The organism is Microvirga sp. 2MCAF38 (assembly GCF_052115485.1).
Taxonomy (GTDB): domain Bacteria; phylum Pseudomonadota; class Alphaproteobacteria; order Rhizobiales; family Beijerinckiaceae; genus Microvirga.
This window is the reverse complement of sequence record NZ_JBFRGU010000006.1, coordinates 346,903-362,133: the sequence shown is the minus strand read 5'-3', so window position 1 is coordinate 362,133 and position 15,231 is coordinate 346,903. Positions and strand designations below refer to the sequence as shown.

At 63.3% G+C, this 15,231-nt stretch carries 12 protein-coding genes; 10 read left to right on the top strand and 2 right to left on the bottom strand.

Annotated elements, in window-relative coordinates; all coding sequences use genetic code 11:
• Window positions 1–31: 31 nt before the first annotated feature.
• From AB4072_RS15020 to lpdA, 3 genes are all read left to right on the top strand, one after another.
• A complete protein-coding gene (locus AB4072_RS15020) occupies window positions 32–2,992 on the top strand; it encodes a 2-oxoglutarate dehydrogenase E1 component (RefSeq protein WP_441969157.1) in 2,961 nt (986 codons plus the stop codon).
• 63 nt (window positions 2,993–3,055) lie between these two features.
• Entirely contained in the window at window positions 3,056–4,267 is a 1,212-nt protein-coding gene (gene odhB, locus AB4072_RS15015; RefSeq protein ID WP_441969155.1) for a 2-oxoglutarate dehydrogenase complex dihydrolipoyllysine-residue succinyltransferase, read from the top strand.
• Window positions 4,268–4,382: 115 nt separating this feature from the next.
• Window positions 4,383–5,783, top strand: coding sequence for a dihydrolipoyl dehydrogenase (gene lpdA / locus AB4072_RS15010; protein WP_441969153.1), 1,401 nt, complete (start codon window positions 4,383–4,385; stop codon window positions 5,781–5,783).
• 40 nt (window positions 5,784–5,823) lie between these two features.
• Here lpdA and AB4072_RS15005 read toward each other — a convergent pair whose 3' ends face one another.
• Complete coding sequence (locus AB4072_RS15005; RefSeq protein WP_441969151.1) at window positions 5,824–6,804, bottom strand: tyrosine recombinase XerC; 981 nt, start codon at window positions 6,802–6,804, stop codon at window positions 5,824–5,826.
• Between the two features lie 56 nt (window positions 6,805–6,860).
• Between AB4072_RS15005 and AB4072_RS15000 the strand changes: the two genes are divergently transcribed.
• The 7 genes from AB4072_RS15000 to AB4072_RS14970 all read left to right on the top strand — a co-directional run bounded on the left by AB4072_RS15000 (window position 6,861) and on the right by AB4072_RS14970 (window position 14,768).
• Window positions 6,861–9,023 carry a primosomal protein N' gene (locus AB4072_RS15000; protein ID WP_441969150.1) on the top strand — a complete coding sequence of 721 codons (2,163 nt, stop codon included), beginning with the start codon at window positions 6,861–6,863 and terminating at the stop codon, window positions 9,021–9,023.
• Window positions 9,024–9,064: 41 nt separating this feature from the next.
• A complete protein-coding gene (locus tag AB4072_RS14995; RefSeq protein ID WP_441969149.1) occupies window positions 9,065–9,625 on the top strand; it encodes a histidine phosphatase family protein in 561 nt (186 codons plus the stop codon).
• A gap of 204 nt (window positions 9,626–9,829) precedes the next feature.
• Window positions 9,830–10,402, top strand: a complete 573-nt coding sequence (locus AB4072_RS14990) for a F0F1 ATP synthase subunit delta (protein WP_441969148.1) — start codon at window positions 9,830–9,832, stop codon at window positions 10,400–10,402.
• Window positions 10,402–11,931: a F0F1 ATP synthase subunit alpha gene (gene atpA, locus AB4072_RS14985; protein WP_441969146.1), complete on the top strand. Its 1,530-nt coding sequence runs from the start codon at window positions 10,402–10,404 to the stop codon at window positions 11,929–11,931. The genes AB4072_RS14990 and atpA overlap by 1 nt, the downstream gene beginning before the upstream one ends.
• A 38-nt stretch (window positions 11,932–11,969) precedes the next feature.
• A complete protein-coding gene (locus AB4072_RS14980) occupies window positions 11,970–12,842 on the top strand; it encodes a F0F1 ATP synthase subunit gamma (RefSeq protein ID WP_441969144.1) in 873 nt (290 codons plus the stop codon).
• 22 nt (window positions 12,843–12,864) lie between these two features.
• The gene (gene atpD / locus AB4072_RS14975; protein ID WP_441969142.1) at window positions 12,865–14,316 is read left to right on the top strand and encodes a F0F1 ATP synthase subunit beta; all 1,452 of its coding nucleotides are present in this window, start codon (window positions 12,865–12,867) and stop codon (window positions 14,314–14,316) included.
• 50 nt (window positions 14,317–14,366) lie between these two features.
• Window positions 14,367–14,768: a F0F1 ATP synthase subunit epsilon gene (locus tag AB4072_RS14970; RefSeq protein ID WP_441969141.1), complete on the top strand. Its 402-nt coding sequence runs from the start codon at window positions 14,367–14,369 to the stop codon at window positions 14,766–14,768.
• 57 nt (window positions 14,769–14,825) lie between these two features.
• Here AB4072_RS14970 and AB4072_RS14965 read toward each other — a convergent pair whose 3' ends face one another.
• A complete protein-coding gene (locus tag AB4072_RS14965) occupies window positions 14,826–15,230 on the bottom strand; it encodes an ACT domain-containing protein (protein ID WP_441969139.1) in 405 nt (134 codons plus the stop codon).
• Window position 15,231 lies beyond the last annotated feature (1 nt).

Here is a 15,231-nt window from a genome sequence, read left to right as displayed (position 1 = left end):
CGACCCCGGGATGACATCAAGGAGAGCCATCATGGCACGCCAAGACGCCAACGAAACCTTTCTGAACACCGCTTTTCTCTATGGGGCGAACGCGTCCTATATCGAGGATCTCTATGCCCGCTATGAAGAGAACCCGGCCTCGGTCGATGCCGAGTGGCAGGCTTTCTTCGGCGCGCTGAAGGACAACAAGCAGGACGTGCTGGAAAACGCGCGTGGCGCATCCTGGGAAAAGCCGAACTGGCCGATCCCGGTTAATGGCGAACTCGTTTCCGCCCTCGACGGCAATTGGGCCCAGGTCGAGAAGGCGGTCGGCGACAAGATCAAGGCGAAGGCCGAGACCAAGGGCGCTCCCATCAGCCAGGCCGAGGTCCTTCAGGCAACCCGCGATTCCGTGCGCGCCATCATGCTGATCCGCGCCTATCGCGTGCGCGGCCATCTTCATGCCAAGCTCGACCCGCTCGACATCAATCCGCGTCCGAGCGACGAGGAACTGCATCCGTCGCATTACGGTTTCACGGAAGCCGATTGGGACCGCAAGATCTTCCTCGACAACGTGCTCGGCCTCGAATTCGGCACGATCCGCGAGATCGTCGCCATTCTCGAGCGCACGTATTGCCAGACGCTGGGCGTCGAGTTCATGCACATCTCCGATCCGGTGGAGAAGGCGTGGATTCAGGAGCGCATCGAGGGACCGGACAAGGAAATCACGTTCACCCGCGAGGGCAAGCGCGCGATCCTCAACAAGATCGTCGAGGCGGAAGGCTTCGAGAAGTTCCTCGATCTGAAATACACCGGCACCAAGCGCTTCGGGTTGGATGGCAGCGAGTCGCTCATTCCAGCGCTGGAGCAGATCATCAAGCGCGGCGGTAATCTCGGCTGTCAGGAAATCGTGCTCGGCATGGCCCACCGTGGCCGCTTGAACGTGCTGACGCAGGTGATGGGCAAGCCGCACCGAGCCCTGTTCCACGAATTCAAGGGCGGCTCGTTTGCCCCCGATGACGTGGAAGGCTCAGGCGACGTGAAGTACCATCTCGGCGCTTCCTCGGATCGCACCTTCGACGGCAACAACGTCCACCTCTCGCTGACCGCCAATCCCTCGCACCTCGAAATCGTCGATCCGGTGGTGCTCGGCAAGGTTCGCGCGAAGCAGGACCAGCATGGCTGCGCGCCGGATAACCGCACGGCGGTGATGCCGCTCCTGATTCACGGTGATGCCGCGTTCGCGGGTCAGGGCGTCGTGGCCGAGTGCCTTGGTCTTTCTGGCCTGCGCGGTCACCGCACGGGCGGTTCGATCCACTTCATCATCAACAATCAGATCGGCTTCACCACCGATCCGCGCTTCTCGCGTTCCTCGCCCTATCCGTCGGATGTGGCGAAGATGGTCGAGGCTCCGATCTTCCACGTGAACGGCGATGATCCGGAAGCGGTTGTGTTCGCGGCCAAGGTCGCCACCGAATATCGCCAGAAGTTTCAGAAGCCGGTCGTGGTGGACATGTTCTGCTATCGCCGCTTCGGTCACAACGAAGGCGACGAGCCGGCTTTCACCCAGCCGCTCATGTACCGCAAGATCCGCTCGCATCCCTCGATCCTGGAGGTCTACGCCAAAAAGCTTCTCGATGAAGGCACTGTCACGGCCGCCGATGTCGAGGAGATGAAGGCGTCGTGGCGCTCGAAGCTCGATGCGGAATTCGACATCGCCTCGAACTACAAGCCCAACAAGGCTGACTGGCTCGATGGTCGTTGGGCCGGCCTGAAGGCCGTGCGCGAGGATTCCGACGATCCGCGTCGCGGCCAGACGGGCGTGTCCGTCGAGACGTTGAACGAGATCGCGAAGGCGCTCACCACCGTGCCGGAGGGCTTCCACCTCCATCGCACGATCCAGCGCTTCCTCGACAACCGCAAGAAGATGATGGAGACCGGCGAAGGTCTCGATTGGGCGATGGCGGAAGCCTTGTCCTTCGGTTCGCTTCTGGTCGAAGGTCACCGCGTTCGCCTGTCCGGTCAGGATGTGGAGCGCGGTACCTTCTCGTCGCGCCACTCGGTTCTGATCGATCAGGAGAACGAGGAGCGCTACACGCCCCTCAACCACATCCACGAAGGCCAGGGCCGCTACGAGGTCATCAACTCGATGCTCTCGGAAGAGGCGGTGCTCGGGTTTGAATACGGCTACACGCTGTCCGAGCCTAACGCGCTGACCTTGTGGGAAGCGCAGTTCGGCGATTTCGCCAACGGCGCGCAGGTGGTGTTCGACCAGTTCATCTCTAGCGGAGAGCGCAAGTGGCTGCGCATGTCCGGCCTCGTGTGTCTTCTGCCGCATGGCTATGAGGGTCAGGGACCGGAGCACTCCTCCGCCCGACTGGAGCGCTGGCTGCAGATGTGCGCGGAAGACAATATGCAAGTTGCCTATTGCACCACGCCGTCGAACTACTTCCACATCCTGCGCCGTCAGCTGAAGCGCGAATTCCGCAAGCCGCTGATCCTGATGACGCCGAAGTCGCTGTTGCGCCACAAGCGCGCCGTGTCGCCCCTCTCGGCGATCTCGGAAGGCACGTCGTTCCACCGCGTGCTGGCGGACGATGCGCAACGCAGCACGGACGGCATCAAGCTCGTGAAGGACGACAAGATCCGTCGCGTCGTGATCTGTACGGGCAAGGTCTATTACGACCTCTACGAGGAGCGCGAAAAGCGCGGTCTCGACGATGTGTATCTGATGCGCGTCGAGCAGCTCTATCCGTTCCCGGCGAAGTCGCTGGCGGCCGAACTCGCCCGCTTCAAGAAGGCCGACGTGGTGTGGTGTCAGGAAGAACCCAAGAACATGGGCTCCTGGACCTTCGTCGAGCCGTATCTCGAATGGGTGCTGAAGACCGCAGGCTCGAAGGTGGATCGTCCGCGCTATGTGGGCCGTCCGGCTTCTGCGGCGACTGCGACAGGCCTCATGTCCAAGCATCTGATGCAACTTCAAGCCTTCCTCGACGAGGCTTTCGCGGCTTAAATAGCCGCGGAAGTCAAAGTTTCCTTTTCATCCGGCCCCACGGCCCGAACATTCAAGACGATCATGGCGACCGAAATCCGCGTACCTACCCTCGGCGAATCCGTTTCAGAGGCCACCATTGGCCGCTGGTTCAAGAAGCCCGGCGATCCCGTGAAGGCCGACGAGCCCGTGCTCGAACTCGAAACGGACAAGGTGACCCTCGAGGTCAACGCGCCCGCGAGCGGCACGCTCGGCGACATCATCGCCAAGGACGGCGAGACGGTCGCGGCCGGCGCGTTGCTCGGCTCGGTTCTCGAAGGTGGCGCCGCTGCTCCCGCTCCTAAAGCTGAAGCGCCGAAGGCGGCTCCCGCTGCTGCGCCTGCTCAGGCTGCTGCCCCGGCCTCCGCAAAGGAATCCGGCCCGGCTGTCGGCCGCATCGCCGCCGAGAGCGGTGTCTCGCCCGCGAATGTCGCCGGTTCGGGCAAGGATGGTCGCGTGACCAAGGGCGACATGCTCGCCGCCATCGCCTCGGGCTCTGCCGCTCCGGCGCCGAGCGCTCCGGTTCAGGTCCGCGCGCCGTCCGCGCAGGTCGACGCCGTGCGCGAAGAGCGCGTGAAGATGACGAAGCTGCGCCAGACCATCGCGCGCCGCCTGAAGGATGCGCAAAACACCGCCGCCATGCTCACCACGTTCAACGACGTGGACATGAGTGCGGTCATGGCCTTGCGTGCGCAGTACAAGGACGTGTTCGAAAAGAAGCACGGCACCAAGCTCGGCTTCATGGGCTTCTTCACGAAGGCCGTCATTCAGGCGCTGAAGGACGTGCCTGCGGTGAATGCCGAGATCGACGGCCAGGATCTCGTCTACAAGAACTACTACCACATCGGCGTCGCCGTCGGCACGGATAAGGGCCTCGTGGTGCCTGTCGTGCGTGATGCTGATCTGCTCTCGGTCGCCGGTATCGAGAAGACCATCGCCGATTTCGGCAAGCGTGCCCGGGACGGCAAGCTCTCCATCGACGAGATGCAGGGCGGCACGTTCACCATCACCAACGGCGGCATCTACGGCTCGCTCATGTCGACGCCGATCCTCAACGCCCCGCAATCGGGCATTCTCGGCATGCACCGCATCGAGGATCGTCCGGTGGTGCGCAACGGCCAGATCGTCATCCGCCCGATGATGTATCTTGCGCTCTCCTACGATCACCGCATCGTCGACGGCAAGGAAGCCGTGACCTTCCTCGTGCGCGTCAAGGAAGCGCTGGAAGATCCGGCGCGTCTCGTTCTCGACCTGTAAGATTTCTTCCGTCATGCCCGGCCTCGTGCCGGGCATCCACGCTTTTCGCCGGGTGGCCATCCCAAGACGTGGATGGCCGGGACAAGCCCGGCCATGACGTCCAAGGGGTAGACCCATGTCTTACGATCTCATTGTCATCGGCACCGGCCCCGGCGGTTATGTGTGCGCCATTCGCGCTGCGCAGCTCGGGTTGAAAGTCGCCGTCGTCGAAAAGCGCAAGACCCATGGGGGCACCTGCCTCAATGTGGGCTGCATTCCCTCCAAGGCGCTGCTGCACGCTTCGCATCTGTTCGAGGAAGCGGCGACGCATTTCGACAAGATCGGCATTCAGGTTTCCGCGCCGAAGCTCGATCTGAAGAAGATGCAAGCGTTCAAGCAGGAAGGCGTCGACGGAAACGTCAAGGGCGTCGAGTTCCTGCTCAAGAAGAACAAAGTCGATGTGTTCTTCGGTGCGGGCCGCATCGCCGCCGCCGGTCAGGTGGAAGTGACCGCTGAGGACGGCACGAACCAGGTTCTGCAGACCAAGAACATCGTCATCGCCACCGGCTCAGATGTGGCGCGTCTTCCCGGCGTCGAGATCGATGAGAAGATCATCGTCTCCTCCACCGGCGCGCTTGAGCTATCGAGCGTCCCGAAGCGTCTCGTCGTCATCGGCGCAGGCGTCATCGGGCTTGAACTCGGCTCCGTGTGGCGTCGTCTCGGTTCGGACGTGACGGTCGTCGAATATCTCGACCGGATCCTGCCCGGCATGGATGCCGACGTCGCCAAGAACTTCCAGCGCATGCTCACCAAGCAAGGCTTCCAGTTCAAGCTCGGCTCGAAGGTCACGAAGGCTGAGAAGACCGGCAAGGGCGTGACGCTCACCGTCGAGCCCTCAGCCGGCGGTGCGGCCGAGACTATCGAGGCCGATGTGGTGCTCGTCGCCATCGGCCGCGTGCCTTATACGCAAGGTCTTGGCCTCGACGAGATCGGCGTGCAAAAGGACAATCGCGGGCGCATTCAGACAGACGCGCATTTCTCCACCAACGTCACCGGCATCTACGCCATCGGCGATGTGATCGCGGGCCCGATGCTCGCGCACAAAGCCGAGGACGAGGGCGTCGCGGTGGCTGAAATTCTTGCCGGCAAGGCGGGCCACGTGAATTACGGCGTGATCCCGAGCGTGGTCTATACCGCGCCGGAAGTCGCCTCCGTCGGCAAGACCGAGGAAGAGTTGAAGGATGCCGGCATCGCCTACAATGTCGGCAAGTTCCCCTTCATGGCCAACGGCCGCGCCAAGGCGATCCACGCCACCGATGGTTTCGTGAAGATTCTGGCGGATGCGGCAACCGACAAGGTGCTCGGCGTTCACATCATCGGCCTGAACGCGGGCGAGCTGATCCACGAGGCGGTGATCGCCATGGAATTCGGCGGTTCGTCGGAGGACATCGCCCGCTCCTGCCACGCACACCCCACACTGGCCGAAGCGGTGAAGGAAGCCGCGATGGCGGTGGAAAAGCGCGCGATCCATATGTGAGGACGCAATCCCTCTCCCCTCGCGGGAGAGGGATTGCGCGCTATGCTTTTATGCGCGCCCTCGGATGCGCCGCGTCGAACGCATCCATCAGCCGGCTCGCATCCACCTTCGTGTAAAGCTGCGTCGTCGACAACGAGGCGTGTCCGAGCAGTTCCTGAATGCCGCGCAAATCGCCGCCGCGTGCCAAAAGATGCGTTGCGAAGGAATGGCGCAGGGCATGGGGCGTGGCGCTGTCGGGCAATCCCAGCGCACCACGCAATTCCTCGACCGCGAGCTGGATGATGCGCGGCGACAACGGCCCGCCGCGCGCGCCGACGAAAAGCGGTTCCTCCGGCTTCATCACATAGGGACACAGACTCAAATATTCCTCGACCGCGCTCTGGGTCGCGGGGATCACGGGTACGGAGCGCACCTTGCCGCCCTTGCCGGTGACCGTCACCGAATCGATGCCGTTGATCGGCGCGTCGCGGCGCTGGATGCCGAGGGCCTCCGAAATACGAAGACCTGCCCCGTAGAGCAGGGAGAGCACGGCGGCATCGCGGGCCAGAATCCAGGGTTTCCGGTTTTCGCCCGCGCGCGTTTCGGTCTCCGTCACCGCGACGGCGGAGGAGGCGGAGAGGGGGCGGGGGAGATTCTTCGGCACCTTCGGCGTGCGAATCGCCGCGAAGGCCGAGGCTGTGCCGTGGCCCTCCCGTTCCAGATGGCGGGCGAAGGAACGCAAAGCCGCGAGCTGGCGCATGAGCGAGCGGCTCTGCACCGCAGCGGACCGGCGCGCGGCGAGAAAGGAGCGGATGTCGAGAGGCTTGAGGCCTAAGATCGCCTTCACCCCCGGCGCTTCGCCGAGATGGCCGGTGAGAAAGGTCAGGAATTGCCGCAAATCGCGCGCGTATGCCTCCACGGTCTTGGGCGAAAGACGGCGCTCCTTGGCAAGCGACGCCAGCCATTGCATCGCCTCCTGGCGCGTATCGGGTGCGCCGGGCAGCACGAGATCGAGGGCGGTTTGCGAATCGCGACTTGGCATGTTCTTGCTTCGGACTGGAACCGATACCCTACCATCCCCAGGTTAACCCGAACCGAATGACCCGCCAGATCGCCGATGTCCTGATCCCGCTCGCGCTGGACACGGCCTATAGCTACGCCGTGCCGGACGAACTCGCGGTCAGCGAGGGCGATGTGGTGCAGGTACCGCTCGGCAACCGGGAAGTGCCCGGCGTCGTCTGGGCCTTGCGGGAAGGGGCGGGGGGCAATCTCAAGAAGGTGACGGACAAGATCGCTGTCCCCGGTCTCTCGCCCAACATGCGAAAGCTGTTGGACTGGATCGCCTGGTACACGCTCTCTCCGAAAGGTTCCGTTCTCGGCCTCGGCCTCAAGTTGGTGGACGACAGTCATCCTGAAACCGTACGGGTCGGCGTGCGCCGGGTCGGGCCGCCGCCCCAGCGCGTGACGCCTGCGCGCAAGCGCGTCATCGAGGCCTCCGAAGACGGGCTCGTGCGGACCAAGCGGGAACTGGCCGAAGCCGCCGCCGTCAGTGTCGGGGTGGTCGATGGCCTGATCGATGAGGGCACGCTGGAAACGGTGGCCCTGCCGCCGGAGCCGGTGGCCGAGACGCCCGATCCCGATGTCAAAGGCGCGACTTTGTCTGACGGCCAGCGCACGGCGGCGGATGAACTGACTGCGACCCTGAAGGAGGCGCAGGCCCCCGTGACTCTGCTCGAAGGCGTTACCGGGTCGGGCAAGACCGAGGTCTATTTCGAGGCCGTGGCGGAAGCCGTGCGGCAGGGGCGGCAGGCTTTGATTCTGATGCCGGAAATCGCGCTCACCGCTCAATTCCTCGACCGTTTCGCCGCCCGCTTCGGCGTGAAACCCGCAACCTGGCATTCGGGCGTGACGGGCCGCAAACGCGAGCGGCTCTATACCGGCATTGCCTCAGGCGAGGTGAAAGTGGTGGCGGGCGCACGCTCGGCGCTGTTCCTGCCTTATGCGAATCTCGGCCTGATCGTGGTCGATGAGGAGCACGAGACCGCCTACAAGCAGGATGACGGGGTGCATTACCACGCCCGCGACATGGCCGTGGTGCGGGGGCGAATCGAGAACGCGCCGGTCATTCTCGCCTCGGCGACGCCGTCCATCGAGAGCCGGGTCAACGTGGAGCGCGGGCGCTATCGCCATGTGCGATTGCCCGAACGTTTCGGCGGCCGACAATTGCCGCAGATTCGCGCCGTGGATCTCAAAAAGGAAACCATCCCGCGCGGACGCTGGCTCTCGCCGACCCTCAATGCGGCCGTGGAACAGACACTCGCGCGTGGCGAGCAGGTGCTGCTATTTCTCAACCGACGCGGGTACGCGCCGCTGACCCTGTGCCGTGCCTGCGCCCATCGCTACGAATGCCCCAATTGCTCGGCGTGGCTGGTGGAGCATCGGTTCCGGCGCTCGCTCGTGTGTCACCATTGCGGCCATATCGAGCGCACGCCCCATGCCTGCGTGTCCTGCGGCAGCGTCGATTCTCTGACCTCCTGCGGTCCAGGGGTCGAGCGAATCGCCGAGGAAGTCGCCGAGCTTTTCCCAGACAAGCGCACCATCGTGCTCTCGAGCGATTTTCCAGGTGGCACGGAACGGCTGCGCAACGAGTTGGCGGCTATTGCTGCGGGCGAATTCGATATCGTCATCGGCACGCAACTCGTCGCTAAAGGCCATAATTTCCCGCTCATGACCCTGGTCGGGGTGCTCGATGCGGATATTGGCCTCACCTCCGGCGACCCCCGCGCCGCCGAGCGGACCTTCCAACTCCTGCAACAAGTGACGGGCCGGGCCGGGCGTGGCGAGAAGGCCGGGCGCGCCCTTGTCCAGACCTGGCAACCTGACCATCCGGTGATCGCCGCGCTCATCTCGGGGGATGTGGAGCGTTTCTATACGGAAGAGACCCGCGTCCGCGAAATGGCGGGATTGCCGCCTTTCGGGCGGCTCGCGGCGCTCATCGTCTCGGCGGCGGAGCGGGAGGCGGCGGAAGCCCATGCCCGCGCCATGGCGAAAGTGACCGAGCCGCCCCCCGGCGTCGTGGTGCTCGGCCCAGCCGAAGCGCCGCTCGCCCTCATTCGCGGGCGCTATCGCTACCGGCTTCTGGTGAAGACGGAGCGCGAGGTCGATCTCCAGGCTTATTTGCGGGAGTGGCTCGCCCGCTGCCCCAAGATCCGAGGCAATACGCGCATCTCCATCGATGTGGACCCTCAGAGCTTTTTGTGATCAATCCGCCGCGTACGGAATCGCATCGGAAAGGGAAGCGCATGGCCAAAATCGTTCACTGCATCAGGCACGGTCAATCGACCTTCAATGCCCGTTATCAGGAGACCGGTGAGGATCCGCTGTTTTTCGATGCCCGCCTGACCGATCTCGGCCATGAACAGGCGGCGAATGCCGCAGCACTCCATCGCGATTTCGCCTATGAACTGATCGTCACCTCGCCGCTGACCCGCGCGCTCCAGACGACACGCGGCATTTTCGGGAATCACCCCGCCGTTTCGACGATCCGGGTTGAGGCTCTGCACCGGGAATATCTCCTGAGCAGCTGCGATGTGGGGCGCGAGCCCGTGCATCTCGCCAAGGAATTTCCGGATCTCGCCTTCGATCATCTCGACGAGATCTGGTGGCACCGGGATGACAACCCCGATGAGCGCGGGCTTTGCGTCGAACCGCTGGATCATCTTACCGAGCGGGTCAAAGGCTTTCGCAGCTGGCTTTCGGCTCGCCCGGAGACTCTGATCGCGGTCGTCGGGCACGGGACTTTCTTCCGCGAGCTGACGGGCACTTTCCTAGAGAACTGCGAGATGGCGGTCGTCGAACTCTAAGGTTCGGTCAAACTTTCGCCCTAATGGTCGCGAGCGGGGCTTCGTTCGCTTGCACCACCGGAAAACCCATGCTAGTGCACCGGCGCCTGCTGGGTGGAGACGCCTCCTGCTCCGGGCTCCTTTCCACCGACCTGACGGGGTTCCCGAAGCCTTGCCCAAGGCTCTTCCGGTCCGAAACCCGTGAGATTTGAGAGAGACGATCACGTGGCGCAAAGCGGTTCTCAAGATGGACCTCTCCTGTCGGGTGTAGCGATGCGCTACGCCTCGGCGCTGTTCGAGCTCGCTCAGGAAGCGAAGTCCGTGGACGCCGTCGCCGGCGATCTCGACCGCTTCGACAAGCTGATCAAGGAAAGCGCCGATCTGCAGCGCCTCATCCGCAGCCCCGCCTTCACGACGGAGCAGCAGGAAGGCGCCATCGGCGCGATTCTCGACAAGGCCGGAATTTCCGGGCTTGCGGGCAATTTCATTCGCCTCACCGCTGCAAAGCGCCGCCTGTTCGCGTTGCCCGACATGATTCGGGCATTCCGCGACTTCGTGGCGGATGCGAAGGGCATCGTCCGGGCCCAGGTCGTCCTGGCGGAAGCGCCCTCCGACACGGTTCTGAACGAAATCAAGGCGGCGCTGCGCGACGTCGCCAAGTCTGATGTCTCTCTGGACGTCAAGATCGACCCGAGCCTCATCGGCGGCCTCATCGTGAAGATGGGTTCCCGCATGGTGGACGCTTCGGTGCGCAATAAACTCAATTCCATTCGTCTAGCGATGAAAGAGGTCCACTGATGGACATTCGAGCCGCTGAGATCTCCGCGATCCTCAAAGAGCAGATCAAGAACTTCGGTGCCGAAGCCGAGGTTACCGAAGTTGGCCAGGTTCTGTCCGTCGGTGACGGTATCGCCCGTTGCTATGGCCTCGACAACGTGCAGGCCGGTGAGCTTGTGCAGTTCGAGAGCGGCGTGAAGGGCATGGCGCTCAATCTCGAAACCGACAATGTCGGCATCGTGATCTTCGGTTCCGACCGTGAGATCGCCGAAGGCCAGACCGTGAAGCGCACGGGCGCCATCGTGGACGTGCCTGTCGGCAAGGGTCTGCTCGGCCGCGTCGTCGACGCTCTCGGCAATCCTATCGACGGCAAGGGCCCGATCCAGGCGACCGAGCGTCGTCGCGTCGACGTGAAGGCACCGGGCATCATTCCGCGCAAGTCGGTGCATGAGCCGATGGCGACGGGCCTCAAGTCCATCGACGCCCTCATCCCGGTCGGCCGCGGCCAGCGCGAGCTGATCATCGGCGATCGTCAGACCGGCAAGACCGCAATCGCGCTCGACACTATTCTGAACCAGAAGCCGCTGAACCAGGGCAACGACGAGAGCCAGAAGCTCTATTGCGTCTACGTCGCCGTTGGCCAGAAGCGCTCGACCGTCGCTCAGTTCGTTAAGGTTCTCGAAGAGAACGGCGCGCTGGAATATTCCATCATCGTCGCCGCGACCGCTTCCGATCCCGCTCCGATGCAGTTCCTGGCGCCTTTCGCCGGCTGCGCCATGGGCGAGTTCTTCCGTGACAACGGCATGCATGCCGTGATCACCTATGACGATCTGTCCAAGCAGGCCGTCGCCTACCGCCAGATGTCGCTTCTTCTGCGCCGTCCGCCGGGCCGTGAGGCTTATCCGGGCGACGTGTTCTATCTCCATTCGCGTCTTCTCGAGCGCGCCGCGAAGCTCAACGACAGCCAAGGCTCTGGCTCGCTGACCGCTCTGCCGGTCATCGAGACGCAGGCCAACGACGTCTCGGCCTACATTCCGACCAACGTGATCTCGATCACCGACGGTCAGATCTTCCTCGAGACGGATCTGTTCTACCAGGGCATTCGCCCGGCGGTTAACGTCGGCCTCTCGGTGTCGCGCGTGGGCTCCTCGGCCCAGACGAAGGCGATGAAGAAGGTCGCGGGCAAGATCAAGGGCGAGCTGGCGCAGTACCGCGAAATGGCGGCGTTCGCGCAGTTCGGTTCCGACCTCGACGCCACGACGCAGCGCCTGCTCAACCGCGGCTCGCGTCTGACCGAACTCCTGAAGCAGCCGCAATTCTCGCCGCTGAAGATGGAAGAGCAGGTCGCCGTGATCTACGCCGGCGTGAACGGCTATCTCGATGCACTGCCGCTGAACCGCGTCCGCGCTTTCGAGGATGGGCTGCTCGGCCTACTGCGTTCCAAGCACGCCGACATCCTGGAGTCGATCCGCTCCTCGAAGGACCTGTCGAGCGATACGGAAGCGAAGCTCAAGGACACCGTCCAGTCCTTCGCCAAGTCGTTCGCTTAAAGATCCAACCGGATTACCGGAGAGGGTAGGGCCGCTCGATGCCGAGCTTAAAAGACCTTCGCAACCGAATCGCCTCGGTCAAGGCGACGCAGAAGATCACCAAGGCCATGCAAATGGTGGCCGCCGCCAAACTGCGTCGTGCGCAGACGGCGGCGGAAGCCGCGCGTCCTTATGCGCTGCGCATGTCCGAGGTGCTCGGCAATCTCGCTTCCGGCGTCACCGTCGGTCCCGAGACGCCGCGCCTTCTCGCCGGAACGGGTTCCGACAAGGTTCAGCTTCTGATCGTCTGCACGGCCGAACGCGGCCTCTGCGGTGCTTTCAACTCGTCGATCTCGCGTCTGGCGCGCGATCACGCCAACCGGCTTCTGGCCGAGGGCAAGACGGTCAAGATCATCTGCGTCGGTAAGAAGGGCTACGACATCCTGCGTCGTCAGTTCTCCGACAACATCATCGACCTCGTCGACCTGCGCTCTGTTCGCCAGATAGGCTTCGAGCAGGCGGACCAGATCGCTCAGAAGGTGCTTGCACTCTTCGAGGCGGGCGAGTTCGATGTGGCGACGCTGTTCTACTCGCGCTTCCAGTCGGTGATCGCACAGATCCCGACGGCGCAGCAGATCCTGCCCGCGCAGATCGAAGCGAACGCGTCCGGTACGAATGCGGTCTACGATTACGAGCCCGATGAGGGCGAAATTCTCGCGACTCTGCTGCCGCGTAATTTCACCGTACAGATCTTCCGCGCGCTTCTGGAAAACGCCGCTTCCGAACAGGGCGCGCGCATGAGCGCCATGGACAGTGCGACCCGCAACGCGGGTGAAATGATCAAGAAGCAGACGATGACCTACAACCGGTCGCGTCAGGCGATGATCACCAAGGAATTGATCGAAATCATCTCGGGCGCGGAAGCGCTCTGACGATATCCGAGAGGAGCCCAACATGGCCAAGACAGCCAACACCGCCGGCAAGACCGGTCGCATCACGCAGGTCATCGGCGCCGTCGTCGACGTGCAGTTCGAGGGACACCTGCCGGAGATCCTGAACGCACTCGAGACCACGAACAACGGCAACCGCATGGTGCTCGAAGTGGCGCAGCAGCTCGGTGAAAACACCGTCCGCTGCATCGCCATGGACACCTCGGAAGGTCTGGTTCGCGGCCAGCCCGTGTCCGATACCGGCGCGCCGATTTCGGTGCCCGTCGGCGCGGCCACCCTCGGCCGTATCATGAACGTCATCGGCGAGCCGGTGGACGAAGCCGGCCCCATCGTCGGCGAGAGCCTTCGCGCCATCCACCAGCCGGCTCCGTCTTATGCCGAGCAATCGACCGAGGGTCAGATCCTCGTCACCGGCATCAAGGTCGTCGACCTTCTGGCTCCTTACGCCAAGGGCGGCAAGATCGGCCTGTTCGGCGGCGCCGGCGTCGGCAAGACCGTGCTCATCATGGAACTGATCAACAACGTCGCGAAGGCGCACGGCGGTTATTCGGTGTTCGCCGGCGTGGGCGAGCGTACCCGTGAAGGCAACGATCTCTATCACGAGATGATCGAGTCGAAGGTGAACGTGGATCCCCGCGAGTCGGGTTCGGCCAAGGGTTCCAAGTGCGCTCTCGTCTACGGTCAGATGAACGAGCCCCCGGGCGCCCGCGCCCGCGTTGCGCTCACCGGTCTGACGGTCGCCGAAAACTTCCGCGACCAGGGCCAGGACGTGCTGTTCTTCGTCGACAACATCTTCCGCTTCACGCAGGCGGGCTCGGAAGTGTCGGCGCTTCTCGGCCGTATTCCGTCCGCCGTGGGTTATCAGCCGACGCTCGCGACCGACATGGGCGCGTTGCAGGAGCGCATCACCACCACGACCAAGGGTTCGATCACCTCGGTGCAGGCCATTTACGTGCCTGCCGACGACTTGACCGATCCGGCTCCGGCCGCCTCCTTCGCGCACTTGGACGCCACGACCGTGTTGTCGCGTTCGATCGCGGAAAAGGGCATCTATCCGGCGGTGGATCCGCTCGACTCGACCTCGCGCATGCTGTCCGCCGCCATCGTCGGCGAGGAGCACTACAACATCGCCCGTCAGGTTCAGCAGGTGCTGCAGCGCTACAAGGCGCTCCAGGACATCATCGCGATCCTGGGCATGGACGAGCTTTCCGAAGAGGACAAGCTCACCGTCGCCCGCGCCCGCAAGATCGAGCGCTTCCTCTCGCAGCCCTTCCACGTGGCGGAAGTCTTCACCGGCTCGCCCGGCAAGCTCGTCGCGCTTGAAGACACCATCAAGGGCTTCAAGGGTCTCGTCGAAGGCCAATACGATCACCTCCCCGAGGCCGCCTTCTACATGGTCGGCACCATCGAGGAAGCGGTCGAGAAGGCTCAGCGTCTCGCGGCTGAAGCGGCGTAAGGCAACACAACCCTCTCTCCGGTCCGGGGGGAGGATAATGGGAGCCTCTCATGGCCACTCTCCACTTCGAACTCGTTTCGCCTGAGCGCGTCCTGTTCTCGGGCGAGGTCGATGCGGTCGTGTTGCCCGCGACCGAGGGCGATCTGACCGTATTGCCGGGCCATGCGCCGATGATGACCGCGCTGAAGACCGGCTTTCTCGTGGCGACCACAGAGCGTGGCAACGGACGCCGGGTTCTCGTGCGTGGCGGCTTCGCCGACATCAATCAGGGCAGTCTGACCGTTCTTGCCGAGCGCGCGCTACCGGAAGAGGAAATCACCTCCGAGGTGATCGATCGTGAAATTCTGCAGGCGCAGATGGCTTATGACGCGACCAATGACTTGAATGCGAAGCACGCGGCCGAGTCGACTTTGGCGCAGCTCCATGAAGTCAAACATGCGCTGAACTACTGATCCTGAAAACCCGGCCTCGAGCCGGGTTTTTCTTTGGCGGCATGCCTCGCTTCGGGCCTAAGCCCTGGCATCCGCCGAGAGCCGGGTCAAAATCGTCATCGCCTTGTCGCCATGCTCCTCCGCGATGAACAGATGATCGTGAAAGTAAGCCGAGACCGGATTCACGCCGATTCCCGCTTGCGCCAGCGCGCCTGTGATGGCCGCCAGAAATCCGACGGCCTCCAGCGAAGAATGAATCGATAGGGTAATGCAGCGACATGGGTAGATAGAGGCTAGCCCCCGCGCTTGCGCTGTCGCCTTGGCCAGGATGAGAGTCACCCCTTCCGTCTCGCGGAAGAACATGAGCGCTTCGCCAAGAAGATCGGGTGATGGGTAAGCGCTCGTGACGAAGACATATGTTTCCGGCCGTAAATCCGGCGTCATCGACGCAATCAAGCGCTGGAGAACCGTCTCGCCCTTCAAC

Bases quoted from the DNA above. Each gene is read 5' to 3' on its own strand.
- AB4072_RS15020 (WP_441969157.1), top strand. From the start codon at position 32: ATGGCACGCCAAGACGCCAACGAAACCTTTCTGAACACCGCTTTTCTC.
- odhB (WP_441969155.1), top strand. From the start codon at position 3,056: ATGGCGACCGAAATCCGCGTACCTACCCTCGGCGAATCCGTTTCAGAG.
- lpdA (WP_441969153.1), top strand. From the start codon at position 4,383: ATGTCTTACGATCTCATTGTCATCGGCACCGGCCCCGGCGGTTATGTG.
- AB4072_RS15005 (WP_441969151.1), bottom strand. From the start codon at position 6,804: ATGCCAAGTCGCGATTCGCAAACCGCCCTCGATCTCGTGCTGCCCGGC.
- AB4072_RS15000 (WP_441969150.1), top strand. From the start codon at position 6,861: ATGACCCGCCAGATCGCCGATGTCCTGATCCCGCTCGCGCTGGACACG.
- AB4072_RS14995 (WP_441969149.1), top strand. From the start codon at position 9,065: ATGGCCAAAATCGTTCACTGCATCAGGCACGGTCAATCGACCTTCAAT.
- atpA (WP_441969146.1), top strand. From the start codon at position 10,402: ATGGACATTCGAGCCGCTGAGATCTCCGCGATCCTCAAAGAGCAGATC.
- AB4072_RS14980 (WP_441969144.1), top strand. From the start codon at position 11,970: ATGCCGAGCTTAAAAGACCTTCGCAACCGAATCGCCTCGGTCAAGGCG.
- atpD (WP_441969142.1), top strand. From the start codon at position 12,865: ATGGCCAAGACAGCCAACACCGCCGGCAAGACCGGTCGCATCACGCAG.
- AB4072_RS14970 (WP_441969141.1), top strand. From the start codon at position 14,367: ATGGCCACTCTCCACTTCGAACTCGTTTCGCCTGAGCGCGTCCTGTTC.